Genomic DNA, 12,606 nt, shown 5'->3' on the forward strand with positions numbered 1-12,606 from the left:
GTGGGGCTCCTGGTCGCGCGTCGAGCGCGTTTAGAAGTGGAAACTGGTGGTCAACAACGCAGTACGCCCGGCCGCCTGGTTGGCGAAGTGGGTGGAGAAGGCCTTGTCGTAATACACCTTGTCGGTGAGGTTCTGCACGTTCAACTGCAGGTCGACGTTCTTGGTCAGCTTGTAGCTGGCCATGGCGTCATAGCGGGTATAGGACGGTACATAAACGAGGTTGCCGGCATCGCCATAGACTTCGTCCACATAGAACGCGCCGCCGCCGACGGTGAGCTTGGAGGTGATGTCGTAAGTGGTCCACAGGCTGAACGTGTTCTTCGGCGTGTTCGGCATCTGGTTGCCTTTGCTTGAGCCCGTGCTGACCACGCCGTTTCGACCGTTGAGGCCGGCGTTGACCAGTTCGCTGTCCAGGTAGCTGTAGCCCGCGAACACCTGCCAGTGATCGGTGATCTTGCCGCTGGCCGACAACTCCACGCCATCCACGCGGGACTCGCCGGCGTTTTCGTAGGTGAGGGAGTCCACCAGGATGCGGGTGTTTTTCTTCTCGGTGCGGAACACCGCCGCCGTCAGGGACAGGCGATCGTGGAACAGGTCCCACTTGGTGCCCAGCTCGTAGTTGACGGTTTCTTCAGGTTGCAGGTCGCTCGTCGCGGCGCCGGCGGACAGCGGGTTGCCGTCCGAGCCTTCACCGACCAGGCCACCGGCAGGGGTTGCCGAGGTGGCGTAGGAGGCATAGATGCTGGCGTTCTCCACCGGCTTCCAGACCAGGCCGGCCTGCCAGTTGAAGAACTGGCTGTCTTGCTTGAGTTTGGTGCGGCCGGTGGCGGAGTCGGTATTGGCCACAGTGTCGAAGGTGTCGTAGCGCAGGCCGACGTTCAGCAGCCATTTCGGGTCCAGCTCGATCGTGTCGAAGACATACGCGCCACGGCTGGTGGCCTTGGTGTTGGTGCCGAAGTAGTTGCGCGCGACGCTGCCGGTCCACGCGTCGTCCGGGTTGGGATTGCCCAGCGAGGTGCAGTTGCCGCCGCTGCTGCCGATCTGGCTCGGCAGGCAGCCGCCGCTTGGGTTGGCTGCGACGGCACCGTTGGCGGTGCGCACGGTGTAGCTGCTGGCGCGGGTTTCTTCGCCGGTGAATTCCAGGCCGGTGGAGTAGGAATGCTTGAGGCCCAGGGCCTGGAAGCTGCCGAACAGGTCGGTCTGGTTGGTGGTGGTCTCCGTGGTGGAGACACGTGAGTTGGGGCGACGCCACACGGTGCCGAACCGGTTGACGTTGAATTTGCTGTCGTCCGGTTGCGTCAGGATGTAGTCCTGGCCGGTGCTGCCATGACGCAGGGTGTTTTTCAGCGTCATGGTGTCGCTCAGGTCGTGCTCGATGGAGATCGTGCTGATATCGGCGCGGGTCTTGCGGAAATCACGGTCCTTCAAGCCATAGAAGTTCGTGCTGTCGCCACCATCGTTGGGTTTGTCATGCACGTGGGCGGCGGCCGTCGAGGAGCCGTAGCCATACGGAATGCCCGAATCCGGCAGGTCGTCGCTTTCCATGTGGTAGTAGCTGAGGTTGACGCGGGTCGGCGTGCCCAGGCCGAAGGTCAGCGACGGCGCCACGCCCCAGCGGTCATAGTTGATCGCATCGCGACCGGCCACGTTTTGCTCGTGGCTCATCAGGTTCAGGCGGAACGCGGCGCTGTCGTCGAGGAACTGGCGGTTGACGTCGAGCACATAGCGGCGAGTCTGGTCGGAACCGTAGGTGAAGCCGCCGTTGGTGAAGTCCCGCGCTTGTGGGGTCTTGCTCACCAGGTTGAGGCTGCCACCGGCCGAGCCACGGCCGCCGAACGAGGAGTTCGGGCCTTTGCTGACTTCAATGGATTCAATGTCGAAGATCTCACGGCTCTGGCCGCCGGTGTCGCGCACGCCGTCCAGGTAGGTGTCGCCCTGGGCGTCGAAACCGCGGATGAATGGCCGGTCGCCCTGGGGGTTGCCGCCTTCGCCGGCGCCGAAGGTGATCCCCGGGACGGTGCGCAAGGCATCCTGCAACGAAGTGGCCGCGGTGTCCTTGAGCACTTGTTGCGGCACCACGGTGACCGAGCGCGGCGTGTCCACCAGCGGGGCGGTGTATTTCTGCGAAGAGGCTTTTTCGACCTGGTAGGATGTGGTGTCCTGCTCTTCCCCGGTAATGCTGGTGGCGCCCAGGGAGATGCTGTTGCGCTGGCCTTTTTGTTCAGTGTCTTCGGCCGCCTGCGCCAGATGGGCGACAGAGCCGGCGCTGAGGGCGACGCCGATGGCCGAAGCCAGCATGCGTGGTGAACTGGCAGGTATTTTTGTAGTGGTGCGCGACATGACGTGTCCTTTCCCCAAGGATGTGAGGCCGCGGAATATAGGGTCAACAAGACTTTCTATCAATTGCGATACATTGCTATTCGCACTGAATTTACATTCTTTACACTTTTTGCTTACGGTTTTTACGAAGTCGTTCGTCTGGCATGTTTTACAGCGTGGATAAGAATCAATATCATTGATGTCTCTTCGATATCAGGTACTGCCCATGCTGCTGCACATTCCCGGCCTGTTCTCTCGTGAGGAAGTGCAGCGCATTCGCCAAGCCCTGGAAAACACCGAGTGGGCCGACGGAAAAATCACCGCCGGGCACCAATCCGCCAAGGCCAAGCACAACCTGCAATTGCCCGAAGGCCATCCATTGGCCAAGGAAATCGGTGCGGCGATGCTTGAGCGCTTGTGGAAAAATCCGCTGTTTATGTCAGCGGCGTTACCGCACAAAGTTTTCCCGCCGTTGTTCAACTGTTACACCGCGGGTGGCAGCTTCGACTTCCATATCGACAATGCCGTGCGCCAGGCCCGGGGCAGTCACGAGCGGGTGCGCACTGATCTGTCGTCGACGCTGTTCTTCAGCGACCCGGAGGAATACGACGGCGGCGAACTGGAGATCCAGGACACCTTCGGCCTGCAGCGCGTGAAGTTGCCGGCCGGCGACATGGTGCTATATCCCGGCTCCAGCCTGCACAAAGTCAACGCCGTGAGCCGTGGTGCGCGCTATGCCTCGTTTTTCTGGACGCAAAGCCTGGTGCGCGAAGACAGCCAGCGCACCCTGCTGTTCGAGATGGACGGCGCGATCCAGCAACTGACCCGCGATGTGCCTGACCATCCGGCCCTGATCCAGCTCACCGGCACGTATCACAACCTGCTGCGCCGCTGGGTCGAGGTCTGACATGGGCTTTTTGTTGCGTCGTGAAGAAGTGCTCAACGTCGAGCAGTTGCAGAGCATGCTCGACGACTCCCCGGTGCGCGCGGCCCAGGCGATCCTGATGGCGGCGAAAGAGGGCGTGGTGGATGCCCAGGCCCTGCTCGGGCAAATCCTGCTGGAAGGCCGTGGCATTGCCCGCGATGAAGCCTTGGCGCTGCGCTGGTTCCAGATTGCGGCGAAGGGCGGCCACTTGATGGCGCGCAATATGACCGGTCGCTGCCTGGAGCATGGCTGGGGCTGCGCGGTGGATGAGGCCGCCGCGGCGCGTGAATACCGCGTGGCAGCCGAGGCCGGACTGGATTGGGCGCAGTACAACTATGCCAATCTGTTGGCGACCGGGCGAGGCGTCGCTGAAGACCAACCGCAGGCACTGGCGTTATACCGCCAGGCGGCGGAGCAGGGGCATGCCAAGTCGATGAACCTGTTGGGGCGCTATCTGGAAGACGGCCGGTGTTGCCCCAGGGATCTGGAGACGGCCGTGACGTGGTATCGCCACTCAGCCGAAGCCGGGGATTTTCGTGGGCAGTTCAGTTATGCAGCGGTGTTGGCCGACGGAGGCCAGATCGAGGCGGCGCTGGAGTGGCTGCGCAAGGCGCTGGCCGGTGGCAACCTGAAGTTCCTGCGCACGGCGCACAAGGCGCTGGCGGCGGCGAATGACCCGCAGATCCGGGCGATGGCCGAGGCTTACAAAGAGCGCGCCACACACCTGAACCCGTAGGAGCCGGCGTGCCGGCGATGGCGTCTTAAAGATCGCTATCGCCGGCACGCCGGCTCCTACAGAGGGTGATCGTTCCCGGACGGGATGATCAGACGTAGAACGACTTCAGCGGCGGGAAGCCATTGAACTCAACCGCGCTGTAGCTGGTGGTGTAGGCACCGGTCGACAGCCAGTACAGGCGGTCACCGATCGCCAGGTTCAGCGGCAGGCCGTACTTGTAGTTCTCGTACATGATATCGGCGCTGTCGCAGGTAGGACCGGCGATGACCACTTCTTCCATCTCGCCTTTCTTCTCGGTCCAGATCGGAAACTTGATGGCTTCGTCCATGGTTTCGATCAGGCCGGAGAATTTGCCCACATCGGTGTACACCCAGCGCTCGACGGCGGTGCGCGATTTGCGTGCCACCAGTACCACTTCACTGACCAGGATACCGGCGTTGGCGATCAACGAACGGCCCGGCTCCAGGATGATTTCCGGCAGGTCATCACCGAAATCTTCCTTGAGGAAGCGAATGATTTCTTCGGCGTAGGTTTCCAGGCTGTTGGTACGGGTGATGTAGTTGGCCGGGAAGCCGCCACCCATGTTGATCAGCTTGAGATGGATGCCGTCTTCTTCCTTCAGGCGCTCGAAGATCACTTTGACCTTGGCGATCGCCGCGTCCCACACGCTGATGTCACGCTGTTGCGAGCCGACGTGGAAGGAGATGCCGTAAGGCACCAGGCCGAGGTCACGGGCAAGGATCAGCAGGTCCATGGCCATGTCGGTCTGGCAGCCGAATTTGCGCGACAGAGGCCAGTCTGCGGTGGTCGAGCCTTCGGTGAGGATGCGCACATAGACTTTCGAGCCCGGCGCGGCCTTGGCGATGTTGCGCAGGTCAGCTTCGGAGTCGGTGGAGAACAGGCGCACGCCCTTCTCGTAGAAGTAGCGGATGTCCTTGGATTTCTTGATGGTGTTGCCGTAGCTGATACGGTCCGGGCTGACGCCGCGGCCGAGCACCTTGTCCAGCTCGTAGATCGAGGCGATGTCGAAGCTCGACCCTTTGTCTTTCAACAGGTCGATGATCTCGACGGCCGGGTTGGCCTTGACGGCGTAGTACACCTTGGCGAATTCGAAACCGGCGCGCAGGTCATCGTAGGCCTGGCTGATCATCGCGGTGTCGATCACCACGAACGGGGTTTCTTGCTTGTCGGCGAACGCCTTCATTTTGTCAAAAGTGGCGCGCGCGAAATAATCTTCGACGTTGATCGACATGCTGGGAACTCCTAAGGGCAAACTGTATTGATCAATGGGTGCAAATGAACGTCCTCCGTATCCCCACTTTGGTTCGCCTACTTCCCAAGGCATGTCGCCGAAAGCAAAAAGGCCATGGGAATAACCGCTTCCCTTGGCCTTGCTGTCTCGTCGTCAGTACTTGAGCCGGATGGATCGTTTCCAGCATGGACGTTCGGCGCGAACTTTAGGACGTGAGGGGCCATAGATCAACTAAAAATGTCGCGTTTTTGCACGCGTTCGTCGCGCGATGGCGTGCAGCTACTTATGTAACCGACAGGTGTGACGGATTGATGTTCCCCGGGAGGGGCAATTTGCAAGGAAAACAGCTGGTCGGCGAGGGCCTTTGTGGCGAGGGGGCTTGTCCCCCGTTGGGCTGCGGAGCGGCCCCAAATCCTGCCACCGCATTTGGTCTGAAAAAACGCGCGGAGTTCATTGGGGCTGCTACGCAGCCCAACGGGGGACAAGCCCCCTCGCCACAGAGGCAGGTTTATCAGGCCAGCGCAGTTTCCGCAGGGGAGACGATGCTGGTCTTGCCGCCACGCGACTTACCGGAACTCAGGTACTCGGCAATCGACTCCTGGGTCACCTCGCCGAGGAATACCCGCTCGGCATCCATCACCGGCAGCCACGAGCGGTTGAACTCGTACATGCGCGACAGCAGGATGCGCAAATGCTCGTCGTACGCCGCCGTGGCGTTGAACTCGCGCAGGTACTGGCCGCAGGTGCCGGTCTGACGGTGCAGGTCGCGACGTCGTACATAACCCAGCGCCTTGTTCTCGGCGCAGGTGACCACCATGTAGCGGCGGTCATGTTCGTCCATCAACTCCAGGGCCTCGGCCACCGGGGTTTCCGGGCTCACCGACGGGGCGTTGTCGGCGGCGTCTTCGGCCTTCACCAGCAGCAGGCGCTTAAGGGTGCTGTCCTGGCCCACGAAGTTGCTGACGAACTCGTCGGCCGGATGCGCCAGCAGGGTGTCCGGGTGATCGATCTGCAGCAGCTTGCCGGCGCGGAAGATGGCGATCTTGTCGCCCAGCTTGATGGCTTCGTCGATGTCATGGCTGACCATGATCACGGTCTTGTTCAGCGCGCGCTGCATCTCGAAAAACTCGTTCTGGATCATCTCGCGGTTGATCGGGTCGACCGCGCCGAACGGCTCATCCATCAGCAGCAGCGGCGCATCGGCCGCCAAAGCGCGAATCACGCCGATCCGCTGTTGCTGGCCGCCCGACAGCTCGCGCGGGTAGCGGTGCAGGTACTGCTTGGGTTCCAGCTTGATCATGCTCATCAACTCGCGGGCGCGGTCATGGCATTTCTGCTTGTCCCAGCCGAGCAGCTTGGGCACTACCACGATGTTTTCTTCGATGGTCATGTTGGGAAACAGGCCGATCTGCTGGATCACGTAGCCGATGTTGCGGCGCAGGGTCACTTCATCAAGGTCGGTAGTGTCTTCGCCGTTGATCAGGATTTTGCCCGAGGTGGGCTTGATCAGGCGGTTGATCATTTTCAACGTGGTGCTCTTGCCGCAGCCAGAAGGGCCGAGGAATACGCAAATCTCGCCTTCGTTGACGGTCAGGCTTACGTCGTTGACGGCGGAAACAGTCTTGCCGTTGCTTTGAAAAGTCTTGGTCAGGCTTTGAAGTTCGATCATTTGAGCAGTCCTTTTGGAGTCAGCGAGCGTTGCAGCCATTGCAGAAGCAGGTCGGCGAAGATGGCCAGGAGACTGACCAGCACGGCGCCGACGATCAGCATCGACATGTCGCTGCGGCTGATGGAGGCCAGAATAAGTACACCCAGGCCACCGGCGCCGATGGTGGCGGCAATGGTCATCACGCCGATATTCATCACCACGGCGGTGCGCACACCGGCAAGGATCACCGGCACGGCGATGGGCAATTCGACCATGCGCAGGCGCTGGCCGAAGGTCATGCCGATGCCGCGGGCGGCCTCGCGAATGCCCGGTTCAACGCCGGTCAGGGCCAGGTAGGTGTTACGCATGATCGGCAGCAGGGAGTAGAGGAACACGGCGGTGATCGCCGGCATCGGCCCCAGGCCCTGGCCGAATTTGGAGTAGAACGGCAGCAGCAGGCCGAACAGGGCGATGGACGGCACGGTCAGCAGCACCGTGGCGCTGGCTTGCAGCGGGCCGGCCAGGGTCGGGAAGCGGGTCATCAGGATGCCCAGGGGCACGCCGATAAAGATCGCCAGCAGTACGGCGATCCCCACGAGGGTGATGTGCTGCCAGGTCAGGTGCAGGACTTGTGCCCAATCAAGATGGGAAAAGGCGTTCAGGAATTCCATGTCTTCTCCTCTTAGTTGAGTGGGTGCTGGCGCAGGAAATCGGCAGCCACGGCGGACGGGCTTTCATGCTCGACGTCGACCCGCGCGTTCAGCTCGCGCATGGTTGCATCGTCGAACAGGGTGGCCAGCGGCTTGAGGTCGGCGGCCAACTCAGGGTGGGCGTCGAGATAAACCTGACGCACCACCGGCGCTGCGGTGTAGTCCGGGAAGTAGTGCTTGTCGTCTTCCAGCAGCTTCAATTTGAAGGCGTTCAGGCGACCGTCGGTGGTGTAGACCAAACCGGCAAACACCTGGCCATTACGCAGGGCGGTGTAGACCAGGCCGGCGTCCATCTGCCGGGTGTTTTTGCGCGTGAGGTTCATGTCATACAGCTTGACCATGCCCGCCATGCCGTCGGAACGGTTGGCGAACTCGGTGTCCAGGGCGACCAGGCGCGTGCCTTTGGTTTTTTCCGCAAGGGCTTGGGTAAGGTCGCTGATGCTGTTGATCTGCGGGAATTCCTTGGCCACGTTCTCGGGGAGTGCCAATGCGTAGGTGTTGCTGAATTTCGACGGCGAGAGCCAGACCAGGCCTTTTTTCGCGTCGAGTTCTTTCACCCGGGCGTAGGACTGTTCGCTGTCGAGTTTCTCGTCGACGTGGTTGTAGGCCACCAGCGACACGCCGGTGTATTCCCAGATCAGGTCCAGTTGCCCGCTTTCCTGGGCACTGCGCGCCAGGTTGCTGCCCAGGCCGCCGGTCACGCGGGCGTCGTAGCCCTTGGTGCGCAGGTACTGGGACGTGATTTCGGCGAGCAGGGTCTGTTCAGTGAACACCCGGGCGCCGATGCGGATCACCGGTTTTTCGGCAGCTTGCGCAATGCCTGCAAACAGCAGGACGCAGCTCAATATCAGGGTCAGTCTTTTCATGTGATTTCCTTTGCCAAGCCTTAAGACGGACGCAACCCGCGTTCCAGCCAGAGGCGGCTGGCCATGGTCACCAGACCGTCGAGCAGCAATGCCAGCAACGCGGTGCACGCGGCGCCAAGCAGCAATTGCGGCTGGTTGTTCAGGGCTATGCCGGGGAAAATCAGGCTGCCCAGGCTGTTGGCGCCAATCAGGAAGGCCAGCGGCGCGGTACCGACGTTGATCGCCAGGGCCACGCGCACACCGCCGATGATGATCGGCACGGCGTTGGGCAATTCCACGCGAAACAGCACCTGGCGCGGCGTCATGCCGATGCCGGTGGCGGCTTCTTTCAGCGAGCCTTGAACGTTTTTCAGGCCTTCGTAGGTATTGCGCACGATGGGCAACAGGGAGGCGAGGAACAGCGCGAAGATAGCCGGGCCACTGCCGATGCCGAGGACGCCGAGGGCGATGGCCAGTACGGCCAGGGGAGGGACGGTGTTGCCGATGTTGAAGATCTGCATGAAGCGTTCTGCGCGCCCGACCATAGTCGGTCGACTGAGCAGGATACCGGCGGGGATGCCCACAATCAGGGCGGCCAGCATGGAGACAAGAACGAGGATCAGATGAGCTTGCAGGTAAAACAACAAATCGTCGCGGTACAGTTCGATCGTGTTGATGCCGATCCAGTGGACCAGCAGGGCCAGGAGAGCGACGACAACCGCTCCTCCTATCAGCCCTTTGCCATAGCGAATAGCCACAGGCGGACTCCTTTTTTCTTTTGTCGGCGACCACATTCCCGAGCGGCAATGCCATTCCTGGCTGTCGGCGAATAGGGTCGCGAAAAGCAGCTCGTCGATACCGGCAATGCGGTATGTATTCGAGCCATGAGCGCAGCCTCGTCAGGCTAACTTGCTGATTTTTCAGCCCCTGTTACGAGTGCGGCAGCAGGGGAGTGGACGTCTCTACCTTTTAAAAGGTTCCACACTTGGCAGCATTTAGCCACCCCCAATGGGGTGAACGGTGGTCCGTGACCCTGGGTTTGCGCTATACTCGCCGCCCTTTTTTGACTCACCTGCCAGGCGATTTCCCATGACCCACCAGGCCGCCGAAGTCGCGAAACGCCGCACTTTCGCCATTATTTCCCACCCCGATGCCGGTAAAACCACCATCACCGAGAAGCTCCTGCTGATGGGCAAGGCAATCGCTGTGGCCGGCACGGTGAAGTCGCGCAAATCCGACCGCCATGCGACATCCGACTGGATGGAGATGGAAAAGCAGCGCGGTATTTCCATTACCACGTCGGTCATGCAGTTCCCGTATCGCGACCACATGGTCAACCTGCTCGACACCCCGGGCCACGAAGACTTCTCCGAAGACACCTACCGCACCCTGACCGCGGTGGACTCGGCCCTGATGGTCCTCGACGGCGGTAAAGGCGTCGAGCCACGCACCATCGCGCTGATGGACGTGTGCCGTCTGCGGGATACGCCGATTGTCAGCTTCATCAACAAACTCGACCGCGATATCCGCGACCCGATCGAACTGCTCGATGAAATCGAAGCGGTCCTCAAGATCAAGGCCGCGCCGATCACCTGGCCGATCGGTTGCTACCGCGACTTCAAGGGCGTGTACCACCTGGCTGACGACTACATCATTGTCTACACCGCCGGTCACGGTCACGAGCGCACCGAAACCAAGATCATCGAGAAACTTGATTCCGACGAAGCCCGCGCCCACCTGGGTGACGAGTACGACCGCTTTGTCGACCAGCTGGAACTGGTGCAGGGCGCCTGCCATGAGTTCAACCAGCAGGAATTCCTCGACGGCCAGCTGACCCCGGTGTTCTTCGGGACCGCCCTGGGCAACTTCGGTGTCGACCACGTGCTCGACGCTGTTGTCGACTGGGCGCCGCGTCCCTTGGCCCGTGTGGCCAACGAGCGCACCGTGGAGCCCGTGGAAGAGAAATTCTCCGGCTTCGTGTTCAAGATCCAGGCGAACATGGACCCCAAGCACCGCGACCGCATCGCCTTTATGCGCATTTGCTCCGGCAAATACGAAAAAGGCATGAAGATGCGCCACGTGCGCACCGGCAAGGACGTGCGCATCGGCGACGCGCTGACGTTCTTCTCCTCCGAGCGTGAACAGCTCGAAGAAGCCTACGCCGGCGACATCATCGGCCTGCACAACCACGGCACCATCCAGATCGGCGACACCTTCACCGAAGGCGAAACCCTGGGCTTCACCGGTATCCCGCACTTCGCCCCGGAACTGTTCCGCCGCGTACGCCTGCGTGACCCGCTGAAATCCAAGCAACTGCGCCAAGGTCTGCAGCAACTGGCGGAAGAGGGCGCCACCCAGGTGTTCTTCCCCGAGCGCAGCAACGACATCATTCTTGGCGCCGTCGGTGTGCTGCAGTTCGATGTGGTCGCCAGCCGCCTGAAAGAGGAATACAAGGTCGAATGCTCCTACGAGCCGATCACCGTGTACTCCGCGCGCTGGATCGATTGCAGCGACAAGAAGAAGCTGGAGGAATTCTCCAACAAGGCCGTGGAAAACCTCGCGGTCGATGGCGGCGGCCACCTGACCTACCTGGCCCCGACCCGGGTCAACCTGGCGCTGATGGAAGAGCGCTGGCCGGACGTGAAATTCCGCGCGACCCGTGAGCATCATTAAGGTCTGAGTGGTAAAGAGAAGGGCGAAGCTGTCATGGCTTTGCCCTTTTTTGTGGGTGGCATAAAGCTAAAGGTGGGAAGCCTGAATCCTGTGCCTGGCGCAGCTCCCATACTTATTTGTGTGGGGACTGATTCCTGTGCCTGGCGCAGTTCCAATGTGGGAGCGGGCTTGCTCGCGAAAGCGGTATGTCAGTGATAAATAGGCTGGCTGACCCAACGCTTTCGCAGGCAAGCCAGCTCCCACACTTATTTGTGGAGGCCTGATTCCTGTCCCTGGCGCAGCTCCCACACTTATTTGTGTGGGGCCTGATTCCTGTGCCTGGCGCAGCTCCAATGTGGGAGCGGGCTTGCTCGCGAAAGCGGTGTGTCAGTGATAAATAGGCTGGCTGAGCCAGCGCTTTCGCAGGCAAGCCAGCTCCCACACTTATTGTGTGTGGCCTGATTCCTGTGCCTGGCGCAGTTCCAATGTGGGAGCGGGCTTGCTCGCGAAAGCGGTGTGTCAGTGATAAATAGGCTGGCTGACCCAACGCTTTCGCAGGCAAGCCAGCTCCCACACTTATTTGTGGAGGCTTGATTCCTGTGCCTGGCGCAGCTCCCACACTTATTTGTGGAGGCCTGATTCCTGTGCCTGGCTCAGCACCTACAGGGTGGGGGGCTGAATCGGGTGCCCGCCGTTGATTTTCATCTGTCAGGGCGATTGGCGAGAAGCCCACATCCAGTCTAGCGTTTGAACTACTTCACCCACTCACCGACGGATCAGGAGAGGACCTTGCGTATAACTCAACGCGCCATCCAACTGGTGCTGCTGGGAGCCTTGGGCGTGTCCACTACCTTGGCGTACACCTCGACGCTGGCGGACGCGGGCACGCCCCAGTGGAAGGACACCGGACCGGTGACCAAGAAAAAGCAGAACGAGGTCAACTCGGGCGGCTGGCAGCCACAGGCCCAGCCGGCGCCCAAGGAGGATGCAGAAAACCCCTACAACGAAGGGGAAGACAGTGAAACCTATGACGACGGTGATACCTGAAGCGCGAGTGGCGCAAACCCAGGATCGGAACTAGCTTAATTCACAGCGACGGTCGAACACCGGCGCACGTGATTCACTGACTGGACGGAAATCGACCATGAGTATTTTTCAACGTTTAGTGCTGCTGCTGAAAGTGCTGGTGATGTTGTCGCTGGGCGCGTCCTCTGCGTGGGCCAGTACGGCCGTGCAGAGCCAGGCCCCAGGGTTTGTCGCGGCGAAGACGGCGCAGGCGGGTGGCTTGCAGCTGGCCAAGAGCGAGTCCGAGCCGGGTGATGAAGGCCAGGGCGGCTCCAAGGATGATGACGACCAGCAAGCTCCACCAGACGACGATGACGCCGATGCTGACGGTGACAGCGATACGTAAGTCGAAGTAAAAAAAAGCCCCGCCGGCCGGACTGATGCGCAATCCGACAGGTGGGGCGGTACAACTTCTGCAAGGCCCTGGGCTAACCCCCCAGGGCCTTTATCATTT

11 protein-coding genes are annotated in these 12,606 nt (G+C 61.0%); 5 read left to right on the forward strand and 6 right to left on the reverse strand.

Annotated elements, in window-relative coordinates:
- Window positions 1-30 precede the first annotated feature (30 nt).
- A complete protein-coding gene (locus AC07OJ_RS23455; RefSeq protein WP_495095297.1) occupies window positions 31-2,340 on the reverse strand; it encodes a TonB-dependent receptor in 2,310 nt (769 codons plus the stop codon).
- Between the two features lie 205 nt (window positions 2,341-2,545).
- Between AC07OJ_RS23455 and AC07OJ_RS23460 the strand changes: the two genes are divergently transcribed.
- Window positions 2,546-3,226, forward strand: a complete 681-nt coding sequence (locus AC07OJ_RS23460) for a Fe2+-dependent dioxygenase (RefSeq protein WP_065900613.1) — start codon at window positions 2,546-2,548, stop codon at window positions 3,224-3,226.
- Window position 3,227: 1 nt separating this feature from the next.
- A complete protein-coding gene (locus AC07OJ_RS23465; RefSeq protein WP_495095298.1) occupies window positions 3,228-3,980 on the forward strand; it encodes a tetratricopeptide repeat protein in 753 nt (250 codons plus the stop codon).
- A gap of 88 nt (window positions 3,981-4,068) precedes the next feature.
- Here the strand turns inward: AC07OJ_RS23465 and AC07OJ_RS23470 are convergent, their stop codons facing one another.
- The 5 genes from AC07OJ_RS23470 to AC07OJ_RS23490 form a co-directional block, all read right to left on the reverse strand.
- Window positions 4,069-5,232, reverse strand: coding sequence for a type III PLP-dependent enzyme (locus AC07OJ_RS23470; RefSeq protein WP_025856258.1), 1,164 nt, complete (start codon window positions 5,230-5,232; stop codon window positions 4,069-4,071).
- Window positions 5,233-5,743: 511 nt separating this feature from the next.
- On the reverse strand, window positions 5,744-6,901 hold the full coding sequence (locus AC07OJ_RS23475) for an osmoprotectant ABC transporter ATP-binding protein OsmV (RefSeq protein WP_495095299.1): 1,158 nt from the start codon (window positions 6,899-6,901) through the stop codon (window positions 5,744-5,746).
- Window positions 6,898-7,551, reverse strand: coding sequence for an ABC transporter permease (locus AC07OJ_RS23480; RefSeq protein WP_065900622.1), 654 nt, complete (start codon window positions 7,549-7,551; stop codon window positions 6,898-6,900). The genes AC07OJ_RS23475 and AC07OJ_RS23480 overlap by 4 nt, the downstream gene beginning before the upstream one ends.
- An 11-nt stretch (window positions 7,552-7,562) precedes the next feature.
- Window positions 7,563-8,456 carry a glycine betaine ABC transporter substrate-binding protein gene (locus tag AC07OJ_RS23485; RefSeq protein ID WP_495095300.1) on the reverse strand — a complete coding sequence of 298 codons (894 nt, stop codon included), beginning with the start codon at window positions 8,454-8,456 and terminating at the stop codon, window positions 7,563-7,565.
- Window positions 8,457-8,476: 20 nt separating this feature from the next.
- The gene (locus tag AC07OJ_RS23490) at window positions 8,477-9,193 is read right to left on the reverse strand and encodes an ABC transporter permease (RefSeq protein WP_106805167.1); all 717 of its coding nucleotides are present in this window, start codon (window positions 9,191-9,193) and stop codon (window positions 8,477-8,479) included.
- Between the two features lie 331 nt (window positions 9,194-9,524).
- On the opposite strand from AC07OJ_RS23490, the gene AC07OJ_RS23495 reads away from it, so the two are divergent.
- From AC07OJ_RS23495 to AC07OJ_RS23505, 3 genes are all read left to right on the forward strand, one after another.
- On the forward strand, window positions 9,525-11,108 hold the full coding sequence (locus AC07OJ_RS23495) for a peptide chain release factor 3 (protein ID WP_065900628.1): 1,584 nt from the start codon (window positions 9,525-9,527) through the stop codon (window positions 11,106-11,108).
- A 768-nt stretch (window positions 11,109-11,876) separates the two neighbouring features.
- A complete protein-coding gene (locus tag AC07OJ_RS23500; protein WP_065900630.1) occupies window positions 11,877-12,134 on the forward strand; it encodes a hypothetical protein in 258 nt (85 codons plus the stop codon).
- Between the two features lie 97 nt (window positions 12,135-12,231).
- On the forward strand, window positions 12,232-12,498 hold the full coding sequence (locus tag AC07OJ_RS23505; protein WP_065900632.1) for a hypothetical protein: 267 nt from the start codon (window positions 12,232-12,234) through the stop codon (window positions 12,496-12,498).
- Window positions 12,499-12,606 lie beyond the last annotated feature (108 nt).

The organism is Pseudomonas sp. GW821-FHT09C08 (genome assembly GCF_059418125.1).